This window comes from Micromonospora sp. WMMD812 (assembly GCF_027497215.1).
In the GTDB taxonomy this organism is placed as follows: domain Bacteria; phylum Actinomycetota; class Actinomycetes; order Mycobacteriales; family Micromonosporaceae; genus Micromonospora.
In genome coordinates, this window is record NZ_CP114904.1 from 3,229,503 (window position 1) to 3,256,423 (window position 26,921).

At 74.0% G+C, this 26,921-nt stretch carries 24 protein-coding genes; 6 read left to right on the plus strand and 18 right to left on the minus strand.

What is annotated here, in order from left to right; translation table 11 throughout:
• Positions 1 to 6: 6 nt before the first annotated feature.
• The 6 genes from O7603_RS14760 to ligA form a co-directional block, all read right to left on the minus strand.
• Positions 7 to 2,367, minus strand: coding sequence for a pyruvate dehydrogenase (locus O7603_RS14760; protein WP_281576277.1), 2,361 nt, complete (start codon positions 2,365 to 2,367; stop codon positions 7 to 9).
• 117 nt (positions 2,368 to 2,484) lie between these two features.
• Positions 2,485 to 3,984 (minus strand): Asp-tRNA(Asn)/Glu-tRNA(Gln) amidotransferase subunit GatB, encoded by a 1,500-nt coding sequence (gene gatB, locus O7603_RS14765; RefSeq protein WP_281576278.1) that lies wholly within the window; start codon positions 3,982 to 3,984, stop codon positions 2,485 to 2,487.
• A gap of 13 nt (positions 3,985 to 3,997) precedes the next feature.
• Entirely contained in the window at positions 3,998 to 5,473 is a 1,476-nt protein-coding gene (gene gatA, locus O7603_RS14770) for an Asp-tRNA(Asn)/Glu-tRNA(Gln) amidotransferase subunit GatA (protein ID WP_281576279.1), read from the minus strand.
• 61 nt (positions 5,474 to 5,534) lie between these two features.
• Positions 5,535 to 5,840 carry an Asp-tRNA(Asn)/Glu-tRNA(Gln) amidotransferase subunit GatC gene (gene gatC / locus O7603_RS14775; RefSeq protein ID WP_281576280.1) on the minus strand — a complete coding sequence of 102 codons (306 nt, stop codon included), beginning with the start codon at positions 5,838 to 5,840 and terminating at the stop codon, positions 5,535 to 5,537.
• A gap of 231 nt (positions 5,841 to 6,071) precedes the next feature.
• Complete coding sequence (locus O7603_RS14780; RefSeq protein WP_281576281.1) at positions 6,072 to 8,867, minus strand: bifunctional diguanylate cyclase/phosphodiesterase; 2,796 nt, start codon at positions 8,865 to 8,867, stop codon at positions 6,072 to 6,074.
• 160 nt (positions 8,868 to 9,027) lie between these two features.
• Positions 9,028 to 11,163: an NAD-dependent DNA ligase LigA gene (ligA, locus tag O7603_RS14785; protein WP_281576282.1), complete on the minus strand. Its 2,136-nt coding sequence runs from the start codon at positions 11,161 to 11,163 to the stop codon at positions 9,028 to 9,030.
• A 162-nt stretch (positions 11,164 to 11,325) separates the two neighbouring features.
• Between ligA and O7603_RS14790 the strand changes: the two genes are divergently transcribed.
• Positions 11,326 to 11,859 (plus strand): type II toxin-antitoxin system PemK/MazF family toxin, encoded by a 534-nt coding sequence (locus O7603_RS14790; protein ID WP_281576283.1) that lies wholly within the window; start codon positions 11,326 to 11,328, stop codon positions 11,857 to 11,859.
• 137 nt (positions 11,860 to 11,996) lie between these two features.
• Here the strand turns inward: O7603_RS14790 and O7603_RS14795 are convergent, their stop codons facing one another.
• From O7603_RS14795 to O7603_RS14835, 9 genes are all read right to left on the minus strand, one after another.
• The gene (locus tag O7603_RS14795) at positions 11,997 to 13,001 is read right to left on the minus strand and encodes an ADP-ribosylglycohydrolase family protein (RefSeq protein ID WP_281576284.1); all 1,005 of its coding nucleotides are present in this window, start codon (positions 12,999 to 13,001) and stop codon (positions 11,997 to 11,999) included.
• Between the two features lie 224 nt (positions 13,002 to 13,225).
• On the minus strand, positions 13,226 to 13,594 hold the full coding sequence (locus O7603_RS14800) for a VOC family protein (protein WP_281576285.1): 369 nt from the start codon (positions 13,592 to 13,594) through the stop codon (positions 13,226 to 13,228).
• Between the two features lie 36 nt (positions 13,595 to 13,630).
• Entirely contained in the window at positions 13,631 to 14,635 is a 1,005-nt protein-coding gene (locus tag O7603_RS14805) for a methionine synthase (RefSeq protein ID WP_281576286.1), read from the minus strand.
• A gap of 108 nt (positions 14,636 to 14,743) precedes the next feature.
• Entirely contained in the window at positions 14,744 to 15,817 is a 1,074-nt protein-coding gene (gene mnmA, locus O7603_RS14810; protein ID WP_281576287.1) for a tRNA 2-thiouridine(34) synthase MnmA, read from the minus strand.
• A 169-nt stretch (positions 15,818 to 15,986) separates the two neighbouring features.
• The gene (locus O7603_RS14815; RefSeq protein WP_281576288.1) at positions 15,987 to 17,162 is read right to left on the minus strand and encodes a cysteine desulfurase family protein; all 1,176 of its coding nucleotides are present in this window, start codon (positions 17,160 to 17,162) and stop codon (positions 15,987 to 15,989) included.
• Between the two features lie 429 nt (positions 17,163 to 17,591).
• The gene (locus O7603_RS14820) at positions 17,592 to 18,551 is read right to left on the minus strand and encodes an electron transfer flavoprotein subunit alpha/FixB family protein (protein WP_281576289.1); all 960 of its coding nucleotides are present in this window, start codon (positions 18,549 to 18,551) and stop codon (positions 17,592 to 17,594) included.
• A gap of 11 nt (positions 18,552 to 18,562) precedes the next feature.
• A complete protein-coding gene (locus O7603_RS14825; RefSeq protein WP_281576290.1) occupies positions 18,563 to 19,342 on the minus strand; it encodes an electron transfer flavoprotein subunit beta/FixA family protein in 780 nt (259 codons plus the stop codon).
• A gap of 200 nt (positions 19,343 to 19,542) precedes the next feature.
• Positions 19,543 to 19,956 (minus strand): hypothetical protein, encoded by a 414-nt coding sequence (locus O7603_RS14830; protein ID WP_281576291.1) that lies wholly within the window; start codon positions 19,954 to 19,956, stop codon positions 19,543 to 19,545.
• Positions 19,953 to 20,750 carry a GNAT family N-acetyltransferase gene (locus O7603_RS14835; protein WP_281576292.1) on the minus strand — a complete coding sequence of 266 codons (798 nt, stop codon included), beginning with the start codon at positions 20,748 to 20,750 and terminating at the stop codon, positions 19,953 to 19,955. Before O7603_RS14835 ends, O7603_RS14830 begins: the two co-directional genes overlap by 4 nt.
• Positions 20,751 to 20,791: 41 nt before the next feature.
• Between O7603_RS14835 and O7603_RS14840 the strand changes: the two genes are divergently transcribed.
• Genes O7603_RS14840 through O7603_RS14850 form a run of 3 tightly spaced genes read left to right on the plus strand, consistent with a single transcriptional unit; the run spans position 20,792 to position 22,041 of the window.
• Positions 20,792 to 21,184, plus strand: a complete 393-nt coding sequence (locus O7603_RS14840; protein WP_281576293.1) for a DUF202 domain-containing protein — start codon at positions 20,792 to 20,794, stop codon at positions 21,182 to 21,184.
• Positions 21,181 to 21,543 (plus strand): DUF202 domain-containing protein, encoded by a 363-nt coding sequence (locus O7603_RS14845; RefSeq protein ID WP_281576294.1) that lies wholly within the window; start codon positions 21,181 to 21,183, stop codon positions 21,541 to 21,543. The genes O7603_RS14840 and O7603_RS14845 overlap by 4 nt, the downstream gene beginning before the upstream one ends.
• A gap of 27 nt (positions 21,544 to 21,570) precedes the next feature.
• Complete coding sequence (locus O7603_RS14850; RefSeq protein WP_281576295.1) at positions 21,571 to 22,041, plus strand: PLD nuclease N-terminal domain-containing protein; 471 nt, start codon at positions 21,571 to 21,573, stop codon at positions 22,039 to 22,041.
• Between the two features lie 82 nt (positions 22,042 to 22,123).
• On the opposite strand, the gene O7603_RS14855 is transcribed toward O7603_RS14850, so the two are convergent.
• Positions 22,124 to 23,746, minus strand: coding sequence for an acetolactate synthase (locus tag O7603_RS14855; protein WP_281576296.1), 1,623 nt, complete (start codon positions 23,744 to 23,746; stop codon positions 22,124 to 22,126).
• 310 nt (positions 23,747 to 24,056) lie between these two features.
• Here O7603_RS14855 and O7603_RS14860 point away from each other — a divergent pair, with 310 nt between their 5' ends.
• Positions 24,057 to 25,061 (plus strand): helix-turn-helix domain-containing protein, encoded by a 1,005-nt coding sequence (locus O7603_RS14860; protein ID WP_281576297.1) that lies wholly within the window; start codon positions 24,057 to 24,059, stop codon positions 25,059 to 25,061.
• Between the two features lie 15 nt (positions 25,062 to 25,076).
• Here the strand turns inward: O7603_RS14860 and O7603_RS14865 are convergent, their stop codons facing one another.
• The gene (locus O7603_RS14865; RefSeq protein WP_281576298.1) at positions 25,077 to 25,850 is read right to left on the minus strand and encodes an enoyl-CoA hydratase-related protein; all 774 of its coding nucleotides are present in this window, start codon (positions 25,848 to 25,850) and stop codon (positions 25,077 to 25,079) included.
• A 97-nt stretch (positions 25,851 to 25,947) separates the two neighbouring features.
• Here O7603_RS14865 and O7603_RS14870 point away from each other — a divergent pair, with 97 nt between their 5' ends.
• Positions 25,948 to 26,457 (plus strand): DUF6232 family protein, encoded by a 510-nt coding sequence (locus O7603_RS14870; RefSeq protein WP_281576299.1) that lies wholly within the window; start codon positions 25,948 to 25,950, stop codon positions 26,455 to 26,457.
• On the opposite strand, the gene O7603_RS14875 is transcribed toward O7603_RS14870, so the two are convergent.
• On the minus strand, positions 26,454 to 26,855 hold the full coding sequence (locus O7603_RS14875) for a nuclear transport factor 2 family protein (RefSeq protein ID WP_281576300.1): 402 nt from the start codon (positions 26,853 to 26,855) through the stop codon (positions 26,454 to 26,456). The two genes, O7603_RS14870 and O7603_RS14875, sit on opposite strands and share 4 nt — an antisense overlap.
• Between the last annotated feature and the right edge of the window lie 66 nt (positions 26,856 to 26,921).

Genomic DNA, 26,921 nt, shown 5'->3' on the forward strand with positions numbered 1-26,921 from the left:
GGGGCGTCAACGGCGGAGCGAGAGGGCGGCCAGGGCGGCGTTGACGATGCTGCCGGGGAGCAGGTCGTGCAGCTCGTACAGCTCGGCGACGCTGCCAGACTGGCCGAACTCGTCCACTCCCAGCGGCACCGCCGGCACGCCGAGGGCCGAACCGAGCCAGGCCATCGCGTGTGAGGCGGCGTCGTGCACGGTGACCACCGGCGCCCGGTCGTCGAAGGCCGCGCGGAGCGCCCCCGGCACACTCGGCACGGTCGCGGTGCGGACGCCCTGACGCAGGGTGCGCTGCCAGGCCCGGTAGAGCCGGTCCAGCGAGGTGATGTCCACGACGTGCGCGGCGACGCCCTCGTCCGCCAGCTCCGCGGCCGCGGCGAGCACCTCGGGCAGCACCGCGCCCGAGGCGGCGAGCTGCACCACCGGCGCGTCGGCCAGCTGCGGATGCGCCTGGTGGGCGTCGACCAACCGGTACGCCCCGGCGACCACCTGCCGGCGCAGCACCGCGTCGCCGAGCCGGGCCCGGGCGGCCTCGAACGGCGCCTGGTCGATCGGCCGGGTGCTGAGCCGGAAGTAGTACGCCCCGTCCTCGGCCGGCGCGGCCGTCGCCGGGGCCGGTGCGCCGGCGGCGATCTGGCCGAGCGCGTCGCAGAGCAGCCAGTCCAGGGTGACGGCGTACGCCGGCTCGATGAAGGTCACCCCGGGCAGCTCCAGCCCGACCGAGGCGGTGATGGTCGACTGGTGCGCGCCGCCCTCGGGGGCCAGCGTGATCCCGGACGGGGTGCCGGCCACCACGAACCGGGAGCCGGAGTAGGTGCCGTAGAGGAAGGCGTCCAGGCCGCGCAGCACGAACGGGTCGTAGACCGTGCCGACCGGTAGCAGCGGCTGACCGGACAGGTCCCACGCCAGGCCGAGCTGGCCCAGCAGCAGGAACAGGTTCATCTCCGAGATGCCCAGCTCGATGTGCTGCCCGGTCGGGCCCTCGGTCCAGCGCAGCATCCGGTCCTCGGTCCAGGACCGCTGCGCCGTCGGGGCGAACACCCCGGTCTTGTTGATGAACCCGGCGAGGTTGGTGGAGGTGGCGACGTCGGGGGCGGTGGTCACCAGGTGGCGGCCGACCTCGGCGTCGCGGGCCAGGTCCACCAGCACCCGGCCGAAGACCTCCTGGGTGGAGATGGGCTTGTTCGCGCGTACGTTCGTGGTCTCCGGAACGGTGACCCCCAGCGCCCGCTGGCGCGGCGCGCGGGACAGCGACTCCCGGCGCTCGCCGGCCCGGATGCCGGCCGGGGTGGCCGGGTCGAGCCGGTCCCACTCGGTCTCCGGGGTCAGGCCCTGCGCGGCCCGCAGCGCGTCGACCTGCTCGGTGGTGAGCAGGGCCGAGTGGTTGCGGGGGTTGCCGGCGATGGGCAGCCCCCAGCCCTTCACCGTGTACGCGAACACCACGCTGGGCCGGTCGGTGACGGCGTCGCACTGGGCGTACGCGTCGAGCAGCGCGGCGAGGTCGTGCCCGCCGAGGTCGGTGACGAGCGGGCCCAGCTCGGCGTCGGGGATGTCGGCGATGAACGCCTCGATGCCCTCCGGCGCGCCGTCGAGGAACTGCTTGCGCAGCGCCGGCCCGGCCAGCCCGAACAGCGACTGGTACTGCTCGTTCGGCATCGCGTCGATCCAGTCGCGCAGGGCCGCACCGCCCGGCCGGGCATACGCCTCGGCCAGCTTGCGGCCGTACTTGACCTCGACAACGTGCCAGCCGGCCGCCTCGAACTGCCCCCGCCACTGGTTGATCCGCACCCCGGGCACCACCCGGTCGAGCGACTGCCGGTTGAAGTCGACCAGCCACATCACGTCGCCGAGGCCGGTGGTGGCCGGGTCGGCGACCGCCTCCCAGATGTTGCCCTCGTCCAGTTCGGCGTCGCCGATCAGGGCGATGAAGCGGGACCGCGGCCGGGCGCCGAAGTGCGCGTCGACGTAGCGGCGGGTCGCCGCGGCGAAGAGCGGGGCCGCCGCGCCCAGCCCGACCGAGCCGGTGGAGAAGTCGACCTCGTCGGGGTCCTTGGTGCGCGACGGGTAGGACTGGAGACCGCCGCGCGCCCGCAGCTTCGTGAGGTACGAGCGGTCCAGGTTGCCCAGCAGGTACTGGATCGCGTGGAAAACCGGGGAGGCGTGCGGCTTGACCGCCACCCGGTCGGCGGCGTCGAGGTGGGCGAACCAGAGCGCGGTCATCGCGGTGACCAGCGACGCGCTGGACGCCTGGTGCCCGCCGACCTTCACCCCGTCGCCGGTGTTCCGGTCGTGGTTGGCCGCGTCCACGATGCGGGTGGCGAGCCAGAGCACCCGCCGCTGGATCTCGTCGAGGACGTCGAGGTCGTGCTGGTTCACGGTGGCTCCATCCGGGCGTCGCCGTTGACGCCCTCGCGAGGGGTGCGGGATGTCCGCGTGCGCGAAGAACGGGCCGGAGGCCGCCGCCGGTCGGGCGACGGCCTCCGGGGTTGGGGCTCAGCCCTGGACGCCGAGGCGCTCCAGGATCAGGTCGCGGACGGTCTTGGCGTCGGCCTGGCCACGGGTGGTCTTCATGACCGCGCCGACCAGCGCGCCGGCCGCGGCGACCTTGCCGCTGCGGACCTTGTCGGCGATCGCCGGGTTGGCCGCGATGGCCTCGTCCACGGCGGCGGTCAGCGCGCCGGTGTCCGAGACGACCTCCAGGTTCCGGTTGGTCATGATCTCCGTGGGCGAGCCCTCGCCGGCCACCACGCCCTCCAGCACGACCCGGGCCAGCTTGTCGTTGAGCTTGCCCGCGTCGACCAGGCTCTGCAGCTCGGCGACCTGCGACGGGGTCGCGCCGCAGTCGGCCAGCTCGAGACCGCTCTCGTTGGCACGCCGGGACAGCTCGCCGAGCCACCACTTGCGGGCCGCGGCCGGGGTGGCGCCGGCGGCCACGGTCTGCTCGATCAGCTCGACCGCACCGGCATTGAGCACCGACTGCATGTCCAGGTCGGACAGGCCCCACTGCTCCTGAAGCCGCCGCCGGTGCACCCGGGGCAGCTCCGGCAGGGCCGCCTTCAGCTCGGCCACCCAGGCCGGGTCCGGAGCGAGCGGCACCAGGTCCGGCTCCGGGAAGTAGCGGTAGTCGGTGGCGGTCTCCTTCGAGCGACCCGGCGTGGTGTCGCCGGTGTCCTCGTGGAAGTGCCGGGTCTCCTGGATGATCCTGCCGCCCGCGTCGAGCACCGAGGCCTGGCGCAGCATCTCCGACCGGACCGCCCGCTCCACCGAACGCAGCGAGTTGACGTTCTTGGTCTCGGTCCGGGTGCCCCACTCCTGGCCGGGCAGGTTCAGCGACGTGTTCACGTCGCAGCGCAGCGAGCCCTCCTCCATCCGGACGTCGGAGACGCCCAGCGAGCGGATCACGTCGCGCAGCTCGGTCACGTACGCCCGGGCCACGTCGGGCGCGAGCGCGCCGGTGCCCGGGATCGGCCTGGTGACGATCTCGACCAGCGGGATGCCGGCCCGGTTGTAGTCCACCAGCGACTCGGTCGCGCCGTGGATCCGCCCGGTGGCCCCACCGACGTGCAGCGTCTTGCCGGTGTCCTCCTCGAGGTGCACCCGCTCGATGCCGATCCGGACGGTCTCGCCGTTGACCTCCACGTCCAGGTAGCCGTCGACGCACAGCGGCTCGTCGTACTGGCTGATCTGGAAGTTCTTCGGCATGTCCGGGTAGAAGTAGTTCTTCCGGGCAAACCGGCACCACTCGGCGATCGAGCAGTTCAGCGCGAGGCCGATCCGGATCGTCGCCTCGATCGCCGCCTTGTTGGCCACCGGCAGCGAGCCGGGCAGGCCCAGGCAGACCGGGCAGGTCCGGGTGTTCGGCTCGCCGCCGAAGTCGGTCGGGCAGCCGCAGAACATCTTGGTCCGGGTGCCCAACTCGACGTGGGTCTCCAGGCCGATCACCGGTTCGTAGCGCGCCACGACCTCGTCGTACGCGGGCAGCGTCGTCGTCATCGGTTCTCCTGCCTCACAGTGCCGGTGGGGTGAACGTGCCGACGGCGCTCTCCAGCGCGGCGGCGACCCGGTACATCCGGTCGTCGGCCATCGTCGGGGCCATGACCTGCAGACCGACCGGCAGCCCGTCGGAGAGGCCGCACGGCACCGAGATGCCGGGACCGCCGTACAGGTTGGTCGGGATGGTGAACAGGTCGGCCAGGTACATCTGGTACGGGTCGGAGGTGCGCGCCCCGATCGGGAACGCCACGAACGGGGTGGTCGGCGAGATCAGCGCGTCCACCTGCTCGAACGCCGCGGTGAAGTCCCGCGTGATCAGCGTGCGGACCTTCTGCGCCTGGCCGTAGTAGGCGTCGTAGTAACCCGACGACAGCGCGTACGTCCCGAGCATGATCCGCCGCTTGACCTCGGGCCCGAAGCCGGCCTCCCGGGTCAGCGACATGACCTCCTCCAGCGACCGGGCGCCGTCGTCGCCGACCCGAAGGCCGAACCGGACGCCGTCGAACCGGGCCAGGTTGGAGGAGCACTCGCTCGGCGCGATCAGGTAGTACGCCGGCAGCGCGTAGGTGAAGTGCGGGCAGGACACCTCGACGATCTCCGCGCCCAGCTTGGTCAGCGCGTCGACCGCCTCGCGGAACGCCGCCACCACGCCCGGCTCGGCGCCCTCGCCGGCGAACTCGGTCACGATGCCGAGCTTCACGCCGGTCAGGTCACCGGTCGCGCCGAGCTTCGCCGCGGCCACCACGTCCGGCACCGGCTGCGGGATCGAGGTCGAGTCGCGCGGGTCGTGCCCGCCGATGACCTGGTGCAGCAGCGCGGCGTCCAGCACCGTACGTGCGCACGGGCCGGGCGTGTCCAGCGACGAGGAGAACGCCACCAGGCCGTACCGCGACGTGCCCCCGTAGGTCGGCTTCGCGCCGACGGTGCCGGTGACCGCGCCCGGCTGGCGGATCGAGCCGCCGGTGTCCGAGCCGATCGCCAGCGGCGCCTCGTACGCGGCCAGCGCCGCGGCGCTGCCGCCGCCCGAACCGCCCGGGATGCGGCTCAGGTCCCACGGGTTGTGGGTCGCGCCGTACGCCGAGTATTCCGTGGAGGAGCCCATCGCGAACTCGTCCATGTTGGTCTTGCCGAGCATCACCGTGCCGGCCGCACGCAGCCGCTCGACGATCGTCGAGTCGTACGGCGGGCGCCAGCCCTCCAGGATCTTCGACCCGACGGTGGTCGGCACGCCCTTGGTGGTGAGCACGTCCTTCACCGCCACCGGCACGCCCGCGAGGGGGCCGAGCGGCTCGCCGGCGGCCCGCCGCTCGTCCACCGCCCGGGCCGCGGCCAGCGCGCCCTCGCCGTCGACGTGCAGGAACGCGTGCACCCGGTCGTCGACCGCGGCGATCCGGTCCAGGTGGGCCTGGGTGACCTCGACGGCGGAGGTCTCCCCGCCGGCCACCAGCCCCGCGATCTCCGTCGCGGTCATTCTCGTCAGGTCGCTCATGCCGCCGCCTCGCTTCGCTCGCCGGCACCGTGCCGCGCGGTGATGATGCTGATCCGCTCGCTCATGACGCCAGGTCCTCGTTCAGGATGCGCGGGACGCGGAACCGCTGCTGATCGGCGTCCGGCGCGCCGGAGAGCGCCTCCTCGGGGGTCAGGCACGGCGTCTCCACGTCCTCACGCAGGACGTTGGTCAGCGGCACCGAGTGCGAGGTCGGCGGGATGTCCGCGGCGGCGACCTTGCCGACCTGGGCGACCGCCTGGAGGATCACGTCGAGCTGGCCGGCGAACGTGTCCAGCTCCTCCTCGGTGACGGCGAGCCGCGACAGGCGCGCGAGGTGCGCGACCTCCTCGCGGGAGATGGCGGCCATCGGTGCCCCCTTCGTAACGGTCTGTGTCCGGCCGGTCTGCCGACCGCGCGGCAGTACGGAGTGACGCGCGGTGACCGGAGCGAGTCTATTGTTCCGCGTCGGCGTCGCGTCCCCGACTCCCCCTCCGCCGTCCCGGGTGGTTTCCCGACGCCTCACGAGCGCCGGGCCCGTCCGGGTCGGCGGCCGGCCGGTTCCGGCGGCCGGTCGCGCTGCCCGGATCGCCGGTCTCGTCTAGCGGGCGTGCCGGCGGCGGGTGCCCGGTTCGGGGCCGCCGGTCGGGCGGACCGGGCGGTACCGGGCCAGCCAGGTGACCAGTTCCTCGGCCGGCATCGGCCGGGCGTAGAACCAGCCCTGCGCGGCGTCGCAGCCGGCGGCGTGCAGCATCCGCCAGGTCCGCTCGTCCTCCACCCCCTCGGCGACCACCCGCAGGCCGAGCGCACCGGCCAGCTCGATCATCGACCGGACTATCGCGGCGTCGTCGGCGTCGTCGGCCATGCCGAGCACGAAGCTGCGGTCCACCTTCACCTCGGACAGCGGCAGCCGGCGCAGGTGTTGCAGCGACGAGTACCCGGTGCCGAAGTCGTCCAGCGCGATCGCCACCCCGATCCGGTGCAGCCGGGAGATGGTGGCCAGCACCCGCCGGGGGTCGGCCATCAGAGCCCCTTCGGTGATCTCCAGTTGCAGCCGCTCCGGCGGCACGCCGTACCGCGCCAGCCGGTCGGCGATCTGGTCGGCGATCTCCCCGGTGTGCAGGTCCCGGACGCTCACGTTGAGCGCGGCGCGCAGCCCGACGCCGGCGGCCGACCACTTGGCGAGCTGCTCCACCACGTCGTCGACCACCCGGCGGGTCAGCAGCCGCATCACCGCGCTCTGCTCGGCGACCCGGATCAGCTCCTCCGGGTCGACCATCCCGCGTCGCGGGTGCCGCCAGCGCAGCAGCGCCTCGACGCCCACCACCTCGCCGGTCGCGATGGCGATCTGCGGCTGGTAGTACATCGTGATCTCGCCCGCGTCGGTCGCCGGTTCGGCGTCCGCGTCCCGATCGCCGGGCCGGCCCCTCTCACTCCGATCGACCGGCCGCCCGGCGTCGGCCGCCGGCCGGGACCCGCCGTGGCCGCGCGATCCGGCGCCACGCTCCGCCGCGGCACCGGCACCGGTCCCGGCCGTCTCCGGCGCGACGGCGGGGTGGGCCGCGTCCGCCCCCGGGCGGCGGCCGTTCGCCGGCCTCCGGTCGATGACCGAGCCCCGGTCGACCACCGCCGCGGCGGGCCGGCCGGCGCGGCGCCGGATCGGGTCCGCGCCGGTCACGATCCGGCTGATGAGTTCGTCGTCGGGCACCACCTCGGGCTGGTGCCCGCGGCGGCGCGGCCACCACCGGCCGGTCCGGCTCCCCTGCGGAGCGGGCGCCCCGGTCAGGTCCACGCGCTCGCCCGCGGGGTCATCGGGGGCGGCGAGGGCGGCTCCGTCCCCGCCCCGGGTCCCGGCGACCACCGGCTGCTCCGGCTCCACCCCGGACGGATCGTCGCCGGCTTCCGCGATCGCGTCGGCGCCGGTAGGCGGGCGGGCATGGGTGTCGGCGTGGGCCTTGGCGCGCGCGTGGGCGCCGGCGTGCACGTCGGCCTGGGCGTCGGTGTGAGCGTCGGCCTGGGCGTCGGTGTGAGCGTCGGCGTCGGCGTGCGGGTCGGCTTGGGCGTCGGTGTGCGGGTTGGCGTCGAGGACGGGGCCGGACTCCAGCACCCGGCGCAGGTCGGCCAGCAGGCCGAGCCGCTCGGCGGAGTTGTGGTCGGACTCCGCGGCGTACACGGCGACCGTGTCGTTGCGGTGCTTGGCGTCGTACATCGCCACGTCGGCGTGGCGCATGAGGGTGGCGAAGTCCTCGCCGTGCTCGGGGAAGAGCGCGATGCCGATCGACCCGCCCACGTCCAGCGGCAGGCCGTCGAGCGGCACCGGCTCGGCGAGCGTCCGCACCACCTCGTCGGCCAGCTCACGGGCCTCGGCGACGTCCGCCAGGCCGGTCATCACGATGGCGAACTCGTCCCCGCCGAGCCGGGCGACCATGTCCCGGCCGGCCACCACTCCGGTGAGCCGCTGGCTGACCTCGACCAGCAGGCGGTCCCCCACCGCGTGCCCCAGCGCGTCGTTGACGTTCTTGAACCGGTCCAGGTCGATCAGGAGCAGCGCGAGGTGCCCGTCGGGCTCGCCGCGCGCCGAGCGTTCGGCGTGCAGGTGGACCTGCTCGGCGACCTCGGCCAGCAGCGCCTTGCGGTTCGGCAGGCCGGTGAGCGGATCGAGGGACGCGAGCTGCTGCTGCTCGACGGTGAGCCGGGCCATCCGGTAGACGGCGAAGAGCGGCACCAGCACCAGCGGAATCAGCGCCGCGCTCGTGGCCGCCGCGGCGACCAGCACCGGGGCGAGCAGCAGCAGCGACCCGGTCGAGAGCAGCTCGAACCCGAGGCCCTGCCGGAAGCTCGGCCACCACCGCTCCCCGAAGCGGAGCCGCACGGCGGTGCTGACCAGACCGTAGTTGACCAGGAACCAGGCCAGCGTCGCGCCACCCACCGCCAGCACGTCGGAGCCGTGCAGCTCACCGCCCGCGAAGACGGGGCCCGGCCCGATGCGGGTGATCGCGTACGCGGCGGCCAGCGCCCAGGCGTACTGGCCCACGTTGAACGCCGTCCGCCAGGCGGCGTGACGCAGCCGCCAGCCGGAGACGACCACGGCGATCGCCTGCACCGCCACCGCGGCCCCGAGACCCCAGCCGAGCAGGATGGCGAACGTGAAGCAGGTGGACGGGAAGACCGCCGACGACTGCCGGCGACCGGGCGGGACGAACGGCCGGGCGTCGCAGACGACGGCGAGCGCCGCCATCGTCCAGAACGCCACGGGCATCCGGGGCAGCTGATCCGGCAGCGTCGCCAGTGGACCGGCCGAGACCAGCACGGCCAGCGCCAGGACGGTGGCGATGAAGGTGGCGAACGGCGCCACCCGCCCGGGCGGGACGACGTTGCGCGGGTCGGCGACCTCCATCACACCTCCCGGACAACGGTCGACGTGCCCGTTCACACGCCGTGCACCAATGAAACGCCCTCGGTGCCCGATTTCCCGGTATGACAGTCACGAATCGGTCGTAGTCGTAATTAACTTGGTATACGCGGTGAGCCGGGCACGACGACCATCTGATGCCTCGTCAGCCCTCGATGCGGGCCACCTCGCGGGCGGCCTCCGGGCCCCCGTCGAGCAGCTGGCGGAAGCCGTCCTCGTCGAGGACCGGCACCTTGAGGCTGGCCGCCTTGTCGGCCTTCGAGCCCGGGTTGTCGCCCACCACCACGAAGCTGGTCTTCTTGGAGACCGAGCCGCTCACCTTGCCGCCGCGGCTCTGCACCGCCTCGGCGGCCTGGTCCCGCGAGAACCCGGCCAACGTCCCGGTGACCACCACCGTGATCCCCTCCAGCGGCCTGGGGCCCTCGTCCACCGCCTCCTCCGCCATCCGTACGCCGGCCTCGTCCCACTTGCGGACGACCTCGCGGTGCCAGTCCACCGCGAACCACTCGCGGATACTCGCGGCGATGGTCGGACCCACCCCGTCAACCGAGGCCAGCTCCTCCTCGCTCGCCTTGTCGATCGCGTCGATGGACCGGAAGTGCCGGGCGAGCGCCTGCGCGGCGGTCGGGCCGACGTGTCGGATGGAGAGCGCCACCAGCACCCGCCACAGGTCGCGTTCCTTGGCCACGGCCAGGTTGTCGAGCAGCTTGGTCGCGTTGCTGCCGAGGCTGCCGTCCTTGTTGACGAAGAACGGAGACCGGAGCAGTTGCTCGGCGTCGAGCAGGAAGAGGTCACCCTCGTCGTGGATGATCCCCGCGTCGAGCAGCGCGGCGGCGCCCTTGTAGCCCAGCACCTCGATGTCGAACGCGCCGCGGCCGGCGAGGTGGAAGACCCGCTCCCGCAGCTGGGCCGGGCAGCTGCGGGTGTTGGGGCAGCGGATGTCGACGTCGCCCTCCTTGGCGGGGGCGAGCGGCGTGCCGCAGGCCGGGCAGTTGGCCGGCATCACGAACGGCCGGGCGTCGGCGGGCCGCAGGTCGACCACCGGGCCGAGCACCTCGGGGATCACGTCGCCGGCCTTGCGGATCACCACCGTGTCGCCGATCAGCACGCCCTTGCGCTCGACCTCGCGGGCGTTGTGCAGGGTGGCCAGGGCGACCGTGGAGCCGGCCACCCGGACCGGCTCGAGAACGGCGAACGGGGTGACCCGGCCAGTGCGCCCGACGTTGACGTCGATGTCGAGCAGCTTGGTGTTGACCTCCTCCGGCGGGTATTTGAAGGCGATCGCCCAGCGCGGCGCGCGGCTGGTCGAGCCCAGGCGGCCCTGGATCGAGACCGGGTCGACCTTGACCACGACGCCGTCGATCTCGTGCTCGACGTCGTGCCGGTGCTCGGCGTAGTAGGCGATGTATTCCGCGACGCCGGAGAGGTCGGGCACCACCCGCCACCGGTCGCTGGTCGGCAGGCCCCACGCCTTCAGCGCCGCGTACGCCTCGGACTGGGCGACCGGCTGGAAGCCGCGCCGGGCGCCGATGCCGTGCACCACGAGGCGCAGCGGACGGGACGCGGTGATCCGCGGGTCCTTCTGCCGCAGGCTGCCGGCCGCGGCGTTGCGGGGGTTGGCGAACGGCGCCTTGCCCTGCTCGACAAGGCCGGCGTTCAGGTCGGCGAAGGCCGCCACCGGGAAGTAGATCTCGCCCCGGACCTCGAGGAACTCCGGAATGTCGGGAAACTCGGCGGACGACGTGAGCTGACCCGGCACGTCGCGGATGCTGCGGACGTTGGCGGTCACGTCCTCACCCGTGCGCCCGTCACCGCGGGTCGCCGCCCGGACCAGTCGGCCGCCCTCGTAGGTGAGGTTGATGGCCAGCCCGTCCACCTTGAGCTCGCAGAGGTAGGGCACCGGGCCGCCGGCGTCGCGCTCGACGCGCTCGGCCCACGCCGCGAGCTCCTCGTCGGCGAAGGCGTTGTCGAGCGACATCATCCGCTCGACGTGGGTGACCGGGGTGAAGTCGGTGGAGAAGGTGCCGCCGACCCGCTGGGTGGGCGAGTCGGGAGTGCGCAGCGCCGGGAACTCGGCCTCCAGCGCCTCCAGCTCGCGCAGCTGGCGGTCGAACTCGGCATCAGTGATGGTGGGCGAATCCAGCACGTAGTAGCGGTATTGGTGCTCGGTCAGCTCACGGCTCAGCGTGGTGTGCCGCTCCCGCGCCTCCGGGGTCGGCTCGCCGCCGGCCGCCGCCTCCTGCGCCGCGCTGACCTGCTGGCCGATCTGCTCCTCGGACACGCCGCCACCTTCGGACACCGCTACGACCTCCCCTGATCACGCTACTCCGGCACGGTAGCCGGCCGGTCGGACAATCCACCGGCCACCCGCCGCGCCAGGCCGGGCGGCCGGCGCCCTGACGTGCGAGGATCGCCGGACGGCGCGGCGAGAGGCGGGGTACGGATGCCGGAATGGATGCTCTGGGCGGCAGCGGTACTGCTCGCCTTCGCGGCCGGCTGGCTGTGGCAGGACCGGCGGCAGCGCGGCGACGACGAGGACCGGCGGCAACGCACCGGCCGACGCGGCGGCGACGAGGAGCGCCCGGCCGGACGCGGGCCGGACGCGGGCCGGGCGGGCGCCCCGCCCCGGCCGCGGACGGACGGCCGGGCCGCCGCCGGGCCGCCGCGCCCCGGCGAGATCTGGTGGGCCGACGTCCCGTACGCCGACGGCAGCGGATCGAAGGTCCGACCGTGCCTGGTGCTGCGGGCCGACGGCCGGAGCGCCGACGTCCTGAAAATCACCAGTCAGGACAAGAGCGACCGCGACGACCACGTCCGCATCCCCACGCGGGACTGGGACCCGGACGCCGACCACGACAGCTACCTGGACCTGAGCGACCCGATCCCGGTGCCCCGGACAGCCTTCCGGGACCACGCCGGCGACTGCGACCCCACCCTCTGGCGCCGCCTGGAGTCCCTCCCCCACCTCTCCACCTGACCCCTCGCTGCCTCCGGCCGACCCGCCCGGTCGATCATGAAGTTGTTGCCCCCCGCACCGGCATGTCGCGGCAATAACTTCATGATCAACACGGGGGACCGCGGGAGGGGAATCGCGGGAGGGGGTGGGGACGGGTGTCAGATGGTCAGGGTCTTTAGTTGGTCGGCGTACTCGATGCGGGTCGACCAGTCGGCGGGCCAGGCGGACATGCCGGCGGCGGCGCCCACGAAGGCGCCGGCGAGGGCGGCGATCGAGTCCGAGTCGCCCGCCGTAGTGGCGCCGCGGGCCAGCGCGCCGACCGGGTCGTCGGCGTGCCGCAGCGCGCAGTACAGCGCGGTGACCAGCGCCTCCTCGGCCACCCAGCCCTCGCCGGTCAGCCGGCACGGGTCACCGCCGTCGTCGGGAGCCGCCAGCGCCCCGGCCAGCCGGGCCAGCGCCGCGAGGCACTCGTCCCAGCCCCGGGCGATGAACTCCTCGGGCGTCGTCACCCCGGCGCGCTGCCACAGGTCACCGAGCCAGTCGGCGCGGTAGCGGGTGCGCTGTTCCCGGGCCCGCGCGGTGAGCAGGGCGGGCACCTCGTCGAGCGCCGCGCCCTCGCGGAGCACCCGCACCGCGTACGCGGTCAGCTCGCTGGCGGCCAGCCCGGTGGGGTGGCCGTGAGTCAGGCCGGCCTGCAGTTGGGCGAGCCCGGCGAGCGTGTCCAGGTCGACGTCGAGCAGCCCGACCGGGGTGACCCGCATGTTCGCCCCGCAGCCCTTCGACCCGGCCACGGTCGCCTCCTGCCAGCGCAGCCCCCGCGCCAGCTCGCCGCACGCCCGCAGGCAGGTCATGCCCGGGGCGCGGTTGTTCTCCGGGCTCACGGCCCAGGCCAGGAAGCGCTGCCGCAGCGCCGGTTCCACGGCCTCCGGCGTGAGCGCCGGCGCCTCGCGCAGCGCCCAGCCGACCGCCAGCGCCATCTGGGTGTCGTCGGTGACCAGCGCCGGGTCGCCGACGAGGTCACGAGGGCCGGCCGGCCCGTAGCGGCGGACGATCTCGGCGACCGGGAGGAACTCGGTCTCCTTGCCGAGCGCGTCCCCGTAGGCGAGGCCGAAGAGCGAGCCGGCGGCGCGGCCGAGCGAGGCGTCGATCACTCGAGTGATCATGCCCGCCGGCCGCCAGCACCGCCACACCACCCAACCGTGGGCACATCGACGCCGGACGCCGGACGCCGGACGCCGGCCGCCAGCACCGCACACCTCGGAACCACGGGCCCGGCAACGCCGCCCGCCAGCACTGGCACGCTGCGAAACACCCGGGGCACGTCGTCGGCCCCGCCCGCCGGCGCCAACGTCGCAGCACCCGCGCACGTGCCGGGCTCGTCGTCGACTCAGTCCCAGCAGAGGCAGAACGGGTGGCCGGCGGGGTCGGCGTAGACCCGGAAGCCCTCACCCTCGCCGGGCAGTCGCCGGGCGCCGAGCGCGAGCGCCGCCTTCTCGGCGGTCTCGATGTCGTCGACCGTGACGTCGAGGTGGAACTGCTGGGGCCGCTCCGGGTCGGGCCAGGACGGCGGGCGCAGGTTGAGCGCCTGCTGGAACGCCAGGCGCGGCTGGTGGCCGGGGTGGCCGCCGAGGACCACCCACTCGTCGCCCTCGGAGTCGTCCTCGATCAGGTCGAGGCCGAGCAGCTCCGCGTAGAACGCGGCCAGGGCTCGTGGATCCGGGCAGTCGATCACCGTCGAACGCAGCTGTCCAATCATGCCGGTCATGCTGCCCCCGACGTACGACAGGAAACCTCAATCCTCGGCGAGCCGCCGGCCGGCGTCGCGGCACGCGGCGAGCACCGCGCGCGCGTACTCCGGGGTGGCGCCGGCCAGCCCGCAGGCGGGGGTGACCACGACCTGCTCGGCCAGGCGGGAGCGCGGGAAGCCGAGGCGGTCCCAGAGTTGGCGTACCCGGTCGGCCACCTGGGCCGAGGTCGGCGGGCGACCGGTCGACGGCGGCTGGGTGGACACGGCGCCGGCCAGCAGCCCGAGCCCGGCGTCGATCGCCTCGCCGAGCGGGTCCAGGTCGGTGACCAGCGCCAGGTCGAGGGCGACCGCGACGGCGCCGGTCGAGCGGATCAGCTCCAGTGGCACGTCCGGCGCGCAGCAGTGCACCACGGTCGGCACGCCGACCGCCTCGACAAGCGAGCGCAGCAGCGTCGCGACGAGCCCGGACTCCGCCGCCGGGTAGACGCCGAGGCCGCTCTCGGTGGGGATCCGCCCGGCGAGCACCGCCGGCAGCGACGGCTCGTCGAGCTGGAGCAGCACCGACGCCCGGGGCAGCCGGCGGGTGACCGCCTCGACGTGCCCGCGCAGCCCCTCGGTGAGCGAGCCGGCGAGGTCCCGCACCGCCCCGGGGTCGCGCAGCACGCGGCCGCCGATCGGCAGCTCCAGGGCTGCGGCCAGGGTGAACGGGCCACCCGCCTGCACCTTGACCGGTCCGGCGTACTCCTCGGCCTGTTCGGCGAGCTGGTCGAGGTCGCGCTCCATCAGGTCCCGCGCGCGGCGCAGGTCCCGGCCGGGGCGCGGGGCGATCCGCCAGCGGGCCGCGTACAGCTCCACGGGCAGCTCGACCAGCAGGCCGGCGGTGCGGCCGATCAGGTCGGCGCCCGGGCCGCGGGCGGGCAGCTCCGGCAGGTGGGGCAGGGCGGGGAGCTCACCGAGGACGATTCGCTGTGCCTCGGCGATGTCGGTGCCGGGCAGCGACCCGATGCCGGTCGCCGCGCCGGCCGGCCACGGCCACGCCTGATCTGTCACGGCCGAAGGGTATCCGGTGCGCCGTCGGCCGGGACCCACCGCCGGCGATCCGCCGCACGACGCCGGCAACCCGCGGGCGGCGCCGGCGATCCGCGCGCGGGCTCCGCTTCAGGAGGCGATGGTGGCCGAGCCGAGGACCACGTCCCCGGCCGGATCCGGCCGGTACGCCACCACGGCCTGACCGGCGGCGACACCCCGGACCGGCCGGCGCAGCTCGGCGTGGAGCGTGTCGCCGTCGAGCACGACGGTGGCGGGCACGACGTCGCCGTGCGCGCGCAACTGCACCTCGCACTCGACCGGGGCGCCCGGGCGGGGGCCGCCGGTCCAGACCGGACGCTCGGCGCGGACCTGGGACACCTCCAGCGCCTCCGCCGGGCCCACGGTCACCGTGTTGGTCTTCGGCGTGATGGAGAGCACGTAGCGCGGGCGGCCGTCCGCGGCCGGCCGGTCCAGGTGCAGGCCGCGCCGCTGGCCGACGGTGTACGCGTAAGCGCCGGCGTGGCTGCCGACCACCGCGCCGGTGGCGGCGTCGACCACGTCGCCGGGCGTCTCGCCCAGCCGCTGGGCCAGGAACGCCCGGGTGTCGCCGTCGGCGATGAAGCAGATGTCGTGCGAGTCCGGCTTGTCGGCGACGGCCAGCCCGCGCCGGGCGGCCTCCGCGCGCACCTCGGCCTTGGTGGAGTCGCCGAGCGGGAACATCGACCGGTCCAGCTGCTCGCGGGTGAGGACCGCCAGCACGTACGACTGGTCCTTGGCGGCGTCGACGCTGCGGCGCAGCAGGCCGTCGGGGCCGAGGCGGGCGTGGTGGCCGGTGACCACCGCGTCGAACCCGAGGGCCACCGCCCGGTTCAGCACCGCGGCGAACTTGATCTTCTCGTTGCAGCGCAGGCACGGATTCGGCGTACGGCCCGCCGCGTACTCCGCGACGAAGTCGTCGACCACGTCGGCGTGGAACCGGTCGGCCATGTCCCACACGTAGAACGGGATGCCGATCACGTCGGCGGCCCGCCGGGCGTCCCGGGAGTCCTCCAGGGTGCAGCAGCCGCGCGCCCCGGTCCGGTAGGTCTGCGGGTTGCGCGCCAGCGCCAGGTGCACGCCAGTCACGTCGTGCCCGGCCTCGGCCGCACGCGCCGCCGCGACCGCCGAGTCGACCCCGCCGGACATCGCCGCCAACACCCTCACCAGCTCACTCCCTTCGCCCCGTCAACCCTAACCGCCCGCTCACGGCGCCCGCCCCCACCCGCCCGGGCTCGGCCCCGCGGTCGATCATGCAGTTGTGGTGGGGGACAAAGGGCACGCACCACCGGCGAACGGGCACCACAACTGCATGATCGACCGGGGACGGGCGGGGTCAGCGGGGGGTGCGGTGGGCGGCGGCGCGGCGGGCGCGTTCCACGGCGGCGGGGAGGGCGGCGATGAGCGCGTCGACCTCCGCACGGGTGGAGGTGTGGCCGAGGGTGAAGCGCAGCGACGAGCGGGCCCGGTCGTCGTCGGCGCCCATCGCCAGCAGCACGTGCGAGGGCTGCGCCACGCCGGCCGAGCAGGCCGACCCGGTGGAGCAGGCGATCCCCTGGGCGTCGAGGAGCAGCAGCAGGGCGTCTCCCTCGCAGCCGGGGAAGGAGAAGTGGGCGTTGCCGGGCAGCCTTTCGGCCGGGTCGCCGTTGTAGATCACCTCGGGCACCGCCTGGCGGACCCGTTCCACCAGGTCGTCGCGGAGCGCGGCGACGCGGGCCGCGTACTCCTGCTGGCCCTTGACCGCGGCCTCGACGGCGACCGCGAAGGCGACGATGCCGGCCGTGTCCAGGGTGCCCGACCGGATGTCGCGCTCCTGGCCGCCGCCGTGCAGCAGCGGGGTCGCCGCGACGTCCCGGCCGAGCAAAAGGGCGCCGACGCCGACCGGGCCGCCGAGCTTGTGCCCGGACACGGTCAGCGCCGCGGCGCCGCTGGCGGCGAAGTCGACCGGCACCTGGCCGACCGCCTGGATCGCGTCGGTGTGGAACGGCACGCCGTACTCGGCGGCGACCGCGGCCAGCTCGCTGACCGGCTGGACCGTGCCGACCTCGTTGTTGGCCCACATCGCGGTGATCACGGCGATCTGGTCGGCGTGCGCCGCCAACTCGGACCGAAGCCGCTGCGGGTCGAGCCGCCCGGCGGCGTCGACCGGAAGCCAGCCCACGTCGGCGCCCTCGTGCGCGACGAGCCAGTCCACCGCGTCCAGCACCGCGTGGTGCTCGACCGCACTGGAGACCACCCGGCGGCGGCCGTCACCGGTGGCCCGCCGGGCCCAGAAGATGCCCTTGACCGCGAGGTTGTCGCTCTCCGTCCCGCCACCGGTGAAGATCACTTCGGAGGGGCGGGCGCCGAGCACCGCGGCGACCCGCTCGCGGGACTCCTCGACCCGGCGCCGGGCACACCGGCCGGCCGCGTGCAGCGACGACGCGTTGCCGACCTCGCGGGCGGTGGCGACGTACGCCTCCAGTGCCTCGTCGAGCATCGGAGTGGTCGCCGCGTGATCCAGGTATGCCATCACCGTCCAGCCTACGGCCGCGCCCCGGCGGCCGGCGGGCGAGGGCACCGGGGCGCGCGGCCGGCCGGACCGTCCTTCCGGCCGGTTCCCGGACGGCCGTCGACGCATCTCCGGCGGGTGTGCGGGTACTGGAAGATTCGAGCCGTCACATCCGAAAGCGCCGAGACGGTCGCCACCGGGCGGCGCGCGTCAGGCATACTCGGTTGTCGACGTCTCCGCCGAGCGGAACGACACGAACTGGCTCCTGCGGCGACCGCACGCCCAGGGGCACCGTGACGGGCTGATCGGCGGGCCGGCTCAGCTCCCCGGCCCGCCGATCAGCTCCCTCGTCCGCGACGACGCGCAGCCCCAGATACGACGAGTGGCCATCCGGCGTGCCGGATGGCCACTCGCGTGTCGGTTCCCGGCGGCACCGCCGCCGGGACCGGATCACTTCCGCTTGCGGATCTCGTCCGCGGCCTGCGGAACGACCTTGAACAGGTCGCCCACCACGCCGAAGTCGGCCAGCTCGAAGATCGGCGCCTCGGCGTCCTTGTTCACCGCGACGATGGTCTTGGAGGTCTGCATGCCGGCCCGGTGCTGGATCGCGCCGGAGATGCCGAGCGCGACGTAGAGCTGCGGGGAGACGGTCTTGCCGGTCTGACCCACCTGGAACTGGTGCGGGTAGAAGCCGGAGTCGACGGCCGCCCGGGACGCGCCGACGGCGCCGCCGAGCAGGTCGGCCATCTCCTCGACCAGCTTGAAGTTGTCGGCGTTGCCGACGCCGCGGCCGCCGGAGACGACCACCGACGCCTCGGTGAGCTCGGGCCGGGAGCCCTTCTGCTCGGCGACCCGGTCCACCACCTTGGCCAGCTTGTCGGCGTCGGCCACGGCGACGGTGAGCTGCTCGACCGCCGGGGTGGCGGCGACCGGCGCCGGGTTGACCGAGTTCGGCCGGACGGTGACCAGCGGCAGGCCGCGGGTGACCTTGCTCTTGACGATGGTGGAGCCGGCGAAGGCGACCTGGGTGGCGGTGCCGTCGGCGGTCAGCGCGACCACGTCGGTCAGGATGCCGTTGTCCAGCTTGACCGCCAGCCGGGCGGCGATCTCCTTGCCCTCCTGCGAGGAGGCGAGCAGCACGGCGGCGGGCTCGACCCGGCGGACCAGCTCGGCCAGCACGGTGGCCTTCGGGGCCACCAGGTAGCCGTCGATCTCCTCGCTCTCCGCGGCGTAGATCTTCTCCGCGCCGTACTCGCCCAGCTTGCCGCTCAGCGCCTCGGCCGCGCCGGGGCCGCCGAGCACCACGGCGCTGGGCGTGCCCAGCTCGCGGGCGAGGGTGAGCATCTCCAGGGTGACCTTCTTGACGCCGAACTCGCGGGTGGCTTCGACGACGACGAGAACCTCAGACATGTCCAGACCTCTCACACGAACTTCTCGGTGGCGAGGAACTCGACCAGCTTGACGCCGCCCTCGCCCTCGTCGGTGATCTTCTCGCCGCCGGAGCGCGGCGGGCGCTTGGCGTGCTCCACCACGGCGCTGGTCGCGCCGTCGAAGCCGACCTCGCTCGGGGCGACGCCGAGGTCACCCAGGGAGAGGGTCTGCACGGGCTTCTTCTTGGCCGCCATGATGCCCTTGAACGACGGGTAGCGCGGCTCGTTGATGGTGTCCCACACGGAGACCACGGCCGGGGTCGAGGCGGTGACCACCTCGTAGCCCTCCTCGGTCTGCCGCTCGACGGTGAGCGTGCCGCCGTCGACGGTGAGCTTGCGGGCGCCGGTCAGCGCCGCCACGCCCAGCCGCTCGGCGATCATGTGCGGCATGACCTGCACCCGGCCGTCGGTCGACTCCGCGCCGCAGATGACCAGGTCGGCGTTGAGGGTGCCCAGCGCGGCGGCGAGCACCTTCGAGGTCGCCACGGCGCAGGAGCCGTGCAGCGCGTCGTCCACGACGTGGACGGCCTTGTCCGGGCCCATGGAGAGCGCCTTGCGGATCGACTCGGTCGCCCGGTCCGGACCCATGGTCAGGATGGTGACCTCGCCGCCGTGCGCCTCCTTGATCTTCAACGCCTCTTCGATGGCGTACTCGTCCATCTCGTTGATGACGTTGTTCGCCGAGCCGCGGTCGACGGTGTTGTCGTCACTGCGCAGGTTGCGGTCCGCGCCCGAATCGGGCACCTGCTTGACGAGTACGACGATGTTCATCGCGCTTCGACGACCCTCCTGTGTGGTGGTGCGATTCGCTCGCCCGGTCTTGGGGCGCAGCCTGCCGCGTGACTTAACGCTCGGTCAACCACGGGCTGTTGTGCGGTTGCCCACGGACGCCATGTTACCTGCCAGTAGCATCGGCCTTCCGGCCACTCAGCGTGACACAGGTCACCGCTGGACCGGCGCGAGCGGTGGACTCAGGCCGATTCCGCCAGCGCGTCCCTGATCCGCTCGATCATCGCCGCCTCCTCGGGGGCGACTCCCGCGTGCGCCCGGGCGACCCGGTCGGCGGCGGCGAGCACCACCGACCGGTAGGCCGCCACGTCCGCCGGCGACTTCTCGGCCAGGATCCGCACCGCGCGACCGAGCGCCGGCAACACCGTCGACTCGATCTCCAACGGCGAGTCCCGAGGCAGCTTCGGCAACGGCCCGGTGGTCAGCGCCTCCTTGACCACCCCACTGGAGCCGGCGAACGCCCCGGACGCCGCGGCGCTCTCCCGCAGCACCGACAGCACGCCGGGGTCGGCGTTCGAGACCAGGAAGACCGCCCCGAACGCGCCGGTCTTGAGGGTCAGCCGCTCCTCGTCCGTCAATCGCTGCTCCATGATCACGGAGTGTAGACGTACGGCGTGGTCGTGGTGACCGGGACGAAGCCGAGCCGCTCCAGAATGGGCCGGCTGTCGTCGGACGCGTCCACCTGCAACAGCGTGCGTCCGCGCTGCTCGGCCAGCCGGGCCCGGTAGCTCACCAACGCCCGGTAGATCCCCCGGCGCCGCCACTGCGGCAGCGTCGACCCGCCCCACAGGGAGGCGAAACCCGTGGCCGGCAGGTAGCGGATCCAACCCGCGCTGACCACCGCCCCCTCCGCCTCGGCCACCACCACGGCGATCGACCGCGGATCGGCCTCGATCTCCCGCTCCAGAACGTCGGCGAGGTGGCTGCGGTCGGCCTGCCAGACGGCCTCCTCCATCACCACGATCCGGTCCAGGTCCGCGCGGGCGGTCACCTCCCGCAGGCGTACGCCCTCGGGCACCACCGGCAGCGCGGCGGCCAGCGGCGCGACCGGGCCGATCACGACGGTCTCCCGCTCCTCCGGCACGAACCCGGCGGCCCGCAACCGGTCCGGGAGGTCGGCCGGCTCGTCGTGCCCCGCGAGCTTCCACTCCACCTGCTCGCCCCGCTGCCGGAACAGCTCGACCTGCCGGGCGATCAGCTCGTCCAGTGCGGCGCCGGTCAGCCCACCCAGGTCCCGGTAGGTGAGGAAACCACCGCGGCCGAGCCCGAGCACCCGGTGCAACGGCCCGTCCCGCTCGACGGTGACACCGGCCGGAACCGGGTCGGGCAGCTCCGGCCGCAGCTGGGTGTCGTACGCCATGCGCAGAGTGGTCGCACCAAGATCCGTCATCACTTCAGGCTACGACCGGGCACCACCGGATAATCGGTGACGTGTGGGAGTCGATCAGGCGCTGGTTCGACCCGCGGGAGCTGCGCTCGGTGGGCAGCACCCCGGACTACCGGTTCTCGCTGGCCAACGAGCGGACCTTCCTGGCCTGGCTGCGGACCGGCCTGGCGCTGGTCGCGGGCGGGCTGGCCGCCGCCCAGTTCCTGCCCCCGCTGCCGCTGCGGCACCTGCGTGAGGCGATCGCGATCGCGCTACTCGTGCTCGGCGGCGCAGTCGCCGTACGCGCGGTCGACCACTGGGCCCGGACCGAGCGGGCCATCCGGCTCGGCGAGGAGCTGCCCGCCTCCCGCTTCCCGGCCGTCCTCGCCCTCGCGGTCGGCCTCGGCGCGCTGCTGCTGGTGGTCGCCGTGCTCGTCCGGGCGATCGGCGGCCAGTGACCGACGCACCCGGCCCGCGGGAGTACGCCCGACCGCCAGGAGCAGCGGATCAGGGCCGACCGCCGCGCGATCCCGGGCTGCAACCCGAGCGCACCCGGCTCGCCTGGCGGCGCACGGCGCTCTCGGCCACCGTGGTCACCGCGCTGGCCGTCCGGCTGGCGTCGACCGGCGGCGCGCCCGGCGCGGTTCTCACCGGTATCGCGGTGCTCACCTGGGGCGCGCTGCTGCGGCTCTGCTGGCGGCGGGGCACCGGGACCGGGCCGGCGCCCAGCGGTGGACGGTCCCTGCCGCTGGCCGCCCTGGGCACCGTGCTGCTGGCACTGCTCGGCGTGTCGCTGGTGCTGCGCGGGCTGTGGTGACCCTGCCGGTTGCGCGATGATGGAGGCATGGTCCGGGTGTACGCACTCCTCTTCGTGGCGCAGATCGTCCTCGCCGTCTGCGCGCTGATCAGCTGCCTGTCCGCGGAGGAGGGCGAGATCCGCGCCCTGCCCCGGATCGCCTGGGTGCTGATCATCCTGTTCTTCCCGCTGGTCGGCTCGATCGCCTGGTTCGTCGCCGGCCGGGAGGCCGCCCCCGGCCGCCCGGCGACCGGCGGGCCCAAGCGGTGGGCGCCGACGCGCGAACGCCCTCGCCCGGTCGCCCCGGACGACGACCCGGAGTTCCTCGGCTCCATCGCCGACCGGTCTCGGCAGGAGGACCAGGAGCTCTTCCGGCGCTGGGAGGAGGACCTGCGCCGCCGTGAGGACGACCTGCGCCGCCGCGACGAGACACCGCCGGAGGGGCCGCGCCCGCGCGGGGAGGCGCTGCGCCCCCGTGAGGGCGAGCCGCCGCGCGAGGAGGACCGCCCGGAGGTGTAGGTGATCGAGGGCGGGCGCGGCCGGGCCCAGCGGCGCCCGCCCCGCGCCGCCGCCGACCTGCGGCGACGGCGCGGCGGGCGGCTCAGGCGAGGTTGGACGAGCGGGGGTACGCGTCGGCCGGGTCGGTGAGCACGTTGACGAGGTACGGGACCCCGGCGTCGAACGCGCGCTGGAGCGCCGGCCCGAGGTCGGCGGCCTTCGCCACCGTCTCACCGGCGCCGCCGAGCGCGCTCACCACCTGGTCGTAGCGGAGTTCCGGCTGAAGGTCCGCGGCCACGTCGTAGCCGTACATCGCCCGCATCGGGTGCTTCTCCAACCCCCAGATGCCGTTGTTGCCGACCACGATCACGACCGGCAGCTTCTGGCGGACCAGCGACTCGACGTCCATGAGCGAGAACCCGGCGGCGCCGTCGCCCATCAGCACGCAGATCTGCCGGTCCGGGTGGCTGACCCGGGCACCCATCGCGTAACCCATGCCGGTGCCGAGGCAGCCGTACGGGCCGGGGTCGAGCCAGGTGCCGGGCTGCGCCGGCTCGAGGTAGCGCCCGGCGTACGAGACGAAGTCGCCGCCGTCGCCGATGGTGATCGCGTCGCGCGCCAGCACCTTACGCAGCTCGCCGTAGATCCGGGCCGGACGGATGGGGTCGGTCTCCGCGGCCATCTCCTCGGCGTCCCGCGCCTTGGCGGCGTCCTCGGCGGCGCGCAGGTCGGCGATCCAGCCGCTGTGGTCCGCCCGGTCGCCGGCGTGGTCGGCCAGCGCGGAGAGGATGAGCCGCAGGTCGCCCGCCGGAGCGGCGGCCGGCTGGACGTGCCCGGCCCGCTGGCTGGGCGCGTCGACGATGTGCACCACCTTGGCGTCGCCGAAGTCGCCGAAGCTGAGCCGGAAGTCGAGCGGGGTGCCGACCACCACGACCACGTCGGCGCCGGAGAGCGCGGCCCGACGGGCCTTGGCGAAGGCGAGCGGGTGCTCCGGCGGGAGCGAGCCCCGGCCCATGCCGTTGGTGAAGACCGGCACCTGCAACGCCTCCGCCGCCTCGCGCAGCGCCGCCACCGCGTCGCCGGCGTAGACGTCCGACCCGGCGATGATGACCGGCCGCTGCGCGGCGGCGATCAGGCCGGCCGCGCGGGCGACCTCCTCCGGGTTCGGCTCGACCGGGTCGACCCCGGGCGGCGCCGGAACGTCCGCGTCGGAGACGGAGAAGACGGTCTCCAGCGGGAAGTCGAGGAAGACCGGGCCGCGGTGCGGGGTGAGCGCCGCGGTGAGCGCGGCGGTCACCGCGCGCGGGATGTCGTCGGTGCTGAACACGGTCTCGGCGTGCTTGGTGACCGGCGCGACCAGCGGCAGGTGGTCCATCTCCTGGAGGCTGCCCGAGCCCCAGCGGAAGGCGGGTGCCCGGCCGCCGAGCACCAGCACCGGGGAGGCGTTGAAGAAGGCGCTGGTCAGGCCCGAGATCCCGTTGGTCACGCCGGGCCCGGCGGTGAGCACCGCCAGGCCGGGGCGGCGCTGGAGCTTCGCCACCGCCTCCGCCGCGAACACCGCGGACTGCTCGTGCCGCACGTCGTAGATCGGAAAGTCGTTCTTGTGGGCGGCGTCGTAGAGCGGGAAGACGTGCCCGCCGGAGAGGGTGAACATCTCCCGTACGCCGTGTGCGCGTAGTGCCGCGAGTGCCAGTTCGCCGCCGTGGCCCTCGATCCGCTCCGTCATGCTCGCTCCCCTTCTCCGTGGCCGGGGTCACAGGTTACCGACCGGTCACCTGTCGCACCGACCGTGGCCCCGGCCGCCGGACGCCACCGAGGTCACCCCCGGTGTCCGCACCGCCGGCACGGTCGCGCCCGGCTGTGGGGAGACCTCGACCACCGCCACCAGATCGAAGATGATTCCTGACACGAAATTGGCGGCCATTGACCGGGGATCTTGGCACGCACGCGAAGAGCCGGACAATGTCCCGGGACATTCCTGTTCCGGACAGCTGGCCGGATCCCGACGGAGGCTTCGGATGTGGCATGTGGTGGGTGTGTCCGAACCCGAGGAGCGCGTCTACGAGGCGCTGACCCGTCGGCGGCAGGCGACCCGGGCCGACCTCGTCGACGACGTCGCGCTCTCCCAGGCGCAGCTGTCCCGCACGCTCGGCCGCCTGGTCGACCGCGGCCTGGCCAGCCGGCTGCCCGGGCGTCCGACCCGGTACGCGGCCACGCCGCCGGACCAGGTGGCCACCTCGCTGATCGCCGAACGGGAGCGCGACCTGCTCCGCCTGCGCACGCACGCCGACCACCTGGCCAAGGAGATCCGGCGGCGCGACGGGACGGGCCGGCACCCCGCCGAACTGGTCGAGGTGGTCGAGGGCGCGGCGAACCTGCGCGCCACGCTCGTCCGACTCCAGCGCGAGGCACAGGTGCAGATCCGTGGCCTGGACCGGGGGCCCTACCTCGACAACCCGGTGACCGGCAACTCCGAGGAGACCCACCAGCTCGCCGACCGTGGCCTCACCTACCGGGTCATCTACGACCGGTCGGCGCTGGACATTCCGGGGCGGATGGCGGAGATCTGGCGGGGCATCCAGAGCGGCGAGCGGGCCCGCGTCGCCAGCGACGTACCGATGAAGCTGGTGCTCTGCGACGACCGTTACGCGCTCGTCCCGGTCATGGCGGACGGCCCCCTGGCCGACGCCGCGTACCTGGTCCACCCGTCGTCACTGCTCGACGCGTTCAGCGAGCTGTTCGAGGCGCTCTGGGCCCGGGCCGTCGCGATCAACCGGTCCGACGTCGTGGGCCGCAACGGCACTGCCGACCGCGCCGGCACCGGCGACCGCGCCGCGGAGGACCACCCGGACCGGCTGTCCGACCGGGACATCGAGCTGATCGGCCTGCTGGCCGGCGGCGCCACCGACGAGCGGATCGCTCGCACGCTGGGCCTGAGCGTCCGGACCGTGCACCGCCAGGTGCACCGGATCATGACGATGGTCGGTGCCGAGACCCGTTTCCAGGCCGGCATGGAGGCGGTCCGCCGCGGCTGGGTCTGACCGGCAGTCGCCCGTTCAGCGACCGGTGAAGTTCGGCTTGCGCTTCTCGACGAACGCCGCCATCCCCTCACGCCGGTCGTCCGTGGCGAAGAGCGCGGCGAACAGCTGGCTCTCCCACGCCAGACCCGAGGACAGGTCCATGTCCAGGCCGCCGTCGACCGCGAGCTTGGCCGCCCGCAGCGCCTGGCTCGGACCACTGAGGTACGGGCGGACCAGCTCGACCGCGGTCGCGTAGACCTCGGCCGCCGGGGCGACCCGGTCGGCCAGGCCGATCCGCAGCGCCTCCTGGGCGTCCACCATCCGGCCGGACATGATGAGGTCCTTGGCACGGGCCGGGCCGACGAGCCGAGCCAGCCGCTGGGTGCCGCCCGCGCCGGGAATGATGCCCAGCTTGATCTCCGGCTGGCCGAGCTTCGCGTCCTCGGCCACCACCCGCCAGTCGCACGCGAGGGCCAGCTCGCAGCCGCCGCCGAGGGCGTACCCGGTGATCGCGGCGACCACCGGCTTCGGGATCCGGGCGATCGCGCCGAGCGCGCTGGACAGGTCGGCGGCCCGCTCCGCCATGTCCACGTAGGACATGTCGGCCATCTCCTTGATGTCCGCGCCCGCGGCGAAGACCTTCTCGCCGCCGTACACGATCACGGCGCGGACCTCGGAATCGGCGGTGGCCGCCGTCGCGGCGGTGCGCAGCTCCTCCTGGACCTGAGTGTTGAGCGCGTTCATCGGCGGCCGCTCCAGCCGGATGGTGCCGATCCCGTCCTTGATCTCCAGCCGCACGAACTCGCTCACGCTGCCCTCACTTCCTCGTCGAAGTCGCGTGCCAACCTTACGGCCCACCTCGTTTGGGTACGTAGTCTGGTAGCAGCCCCGGCCCGGGAGGCCAGCGATGATCACTTACTACGACGACAGATCCGTGCAGGTCACCTCCACCGCCGTCCGCGTGGACGGCCGGACCGTCCCGCTCGCCGAGATCAGCATGGTCTGGCACCGGCGGGGCAGCCGCTCCTGGCGGGTGCTCGCCGGTCGCGGCGCGATCGGCGCCGCCATGACCGGCCCGCTGGTGGCGGCGCTCCTCGGGATCGCGCTGGCGGTCTGGCTGGACCGCTCGACCACCGTCACGATCGCCATCGTCGGCGCGTCCGTGCTGGTCGGGCTCGCGGTCGGCCCGGTCGCCGACTTCCTCTTCGAACACCTCGACCGCTCGTACGCCCGAGGCAGCCGCCAGCTGGAGATCTGGGCGCGCTGGCGCGGCCAACCGGTGCGGCTGCTGCGTACCGGTGACGCGCTCCGGTTCGGCCAGATCTACCGGGCCCTGCAGCGGGCGATGGAGCAGGGGCAGCCGGTACGCGCCGGGGCGCGGGCTGCCGGGGCGCCGAGCCGCGGGCGGCGGAGCTAGAAACGGATCGGCTCGTCCGGCAGCATGCCGAGGCCGCGCAGCAGGCCGTAGAGGTCCTGCTCGCCCCAGAACTGCACGATCCTGTCCTGCGCCAGCCGGTACATCTTGCAGGCGCTCTGCACCGCGGTCGCGCCGGTGGCGTCCCGCCGGTAGGTCTGCGCCATCACGACGGTGACCCGGTCGCCGGCCGGGAAAAGCTCGTGGATCTGCTGGTCGAGCACGGTGAGCCCGGGTGACGCGACGGCCCGCTCCACGAAGTGGCGGCCTCGCACGGCCGTGCCGGAGCCGTAAATGAGCACGTCCTCCGCGACCACCGCGCGCAGCTCGGCCAGGTCCTTGGTGACGAACGTCCGCAGGTACCGACGGACGACCTCGACGTTGCGCTCCTCCCCCGTCATACCGCGACGCTATCCGCCCCGACCCCGGGGCCGACGCCCGACCCGGGGGGCCCCGGAGGAGTCCGC